The sequence below is a fragment of the Haloarcula terrestris genome (genome assembly GCF_031624315.1).
GTDB lineage: Archaea > Halobacteriota > Halobacteria > Halobacteriales > Haloarculaceae > Haloarcula > Haloarcula terrestris.
The window spans coordinates 1-1,584 of the sequence record NZ_JAMQOM010000031.1 but is presented as its reverse complement, the minus strand read 5'-3'; the positions used below and the strand labels follow the sequence as shown (position 1 = coordinate 1,584).

The window sequence follows — 1,584 nt, the reverse complement described above, 5'->3', positions numbered from 1 at the left end:
GTATGTGTTTAGCCTCGATGAATTTCGCCACTGTCTCGTAGCAGGAGACCAATCGAGGGGATATGCATCCTCAGCAAGGTCTAATTGAGTTTCTCCAGGGATGGTCTCCGGGCGGAGACCATCCCGGTGACCCTGCTGAGATAACGCTGAGGTGGTCATAGTGGATTGGGATGATCTCAGCAAAGACGAACTTCTCTCACGGTTTCTCCAGATGGAAGAGCGAATCAACGAGCTGGAAGAGAAGCTGGAGGAGAAGGATGAACGGATCGAAGAACTCGAAACACGCCTTCGCAAATACGAGAATCCACATACACCGCCTAGTAAGCGACGGTCGGGGACTGACGAGTCCCCGACCTCGCAAGACGACGAAGACGACGATGTCAGAACGGACGGCGGCACTCCTGGACGAAAGGATGGTCATGACCCGGAGTGGCGCTCTACGGCTGATCCGGACGAAGAAGTTGAGGTCACCTGTGACTGCTGTCCAGAGTGTGGCCAACACTTCGACGAGTCGGAGGGCGTCAGCCCCCGACTCGTCGAGGAGATACCAGATCCACAGCCACCGGAAATCACTCAGTACAACCGCCACTGCTACCAGTGCGACTCCTGTGGAACCGAGACAGTCGCTACACACCCCAACTGCCCCGATGAGGGGCAGTTCGGGGTGAACGTGATCGCTCAATCAGCACTGTCGAGGTACGATTACCGCCTGCCCTACCGGAAGATTGCAGACCGTTTCGAGCAGTTGCACGGACTGGAGTTGTCAGGCGCGTCCGCATGGCACGCGACCGAGCGCGCTGCGCGCGCCGGTCGCTGTGAATACGAACAGATTCGCCGTCAAATCCAGCAGACTGATGTTGTTCATATCGATGAGACAGGAATCAAGCGGGACGGCGAACAGGCATGGATCTGGACGTTCACCACCGAGAACCACACGCTGTACGCGGTTAGAGAAAGTCGTGGGAGCGATGTTCCCGCGGAAGTCCTCGGCGAGGACTTCGCGGGAACGGTCATCTGTGATGGATGGACAGCCTATCCAGCCTTCAGCGACAATCTACAGCGGTGTTGGGCGCATATTCTGCGGGAGGCTGAAGATGTCGCCGAAAAGCAGCCAGAAGGCAAACCGATCTACGACTCTCTCAGGCAGTTGTACGTCGCTCTCCAGACTCGGCTGGAGAGCGACTTGACCATTCGTAAGCGAGCAGAACTACAGCGCGTAGCACGTAGAGAGCTTGAATCATTGGTTGAGCGGCCAGTTCCCGACGGACCAGTGGCAACACTCCTCGGAAAGATCGAAGGTGGCCTCGACCACTGGCTCACCTTCGTCGGTGAGCCAGCGGTCTCCCCAACGAACAATGCTGCCGAAAACGCACTCCGTGAGCCGGTGGTTCTGCGGAAACTTATCGGAACGCTTCGCAACGACCGCGGGATGTTCGTTCACGAGACGGTACTGTCCCTGCTGGCGACGTGGCGCCAGCAGGGACGCAATCCCTACGACGAACTCAAGCGAGTCTCCCGAGACAACGAAATGGTTTCACGGGCTCAGGCTGTGCCGGCGGTTGAATCCTCGGAGTAAACACGTAC

General features: G+C 57.6%; 1 protein-coding gene. It reads left to right on the top strand.

The window, feature by feature from the left end; translation table 11 throughout:
* Positions 1–211: 211 nt before the first annotated feature.
* Positions 212–1,576 (top strand): IS66 family transposase, encoded by a 1,365-nt coding sequence (tnpC, locus tag NDI54_RS21370; protein WP_406600220.1) that lies wholly within the window; start codon positions 212–214, stop codon positions 1,574–1,576.
* Positions 1,577–1,584 lie beyond the last annotated feature (8 nt).

What these genes read in the sequence shown, in the direction of transcription:
- tnpC (WP_406600220.1), top strand. Translation starts at nt 212, where the DNA reads ATGGAAGAGCGAATCAACGAGCTGGAAGAGAAGCTGGAGGAGAAGGAT.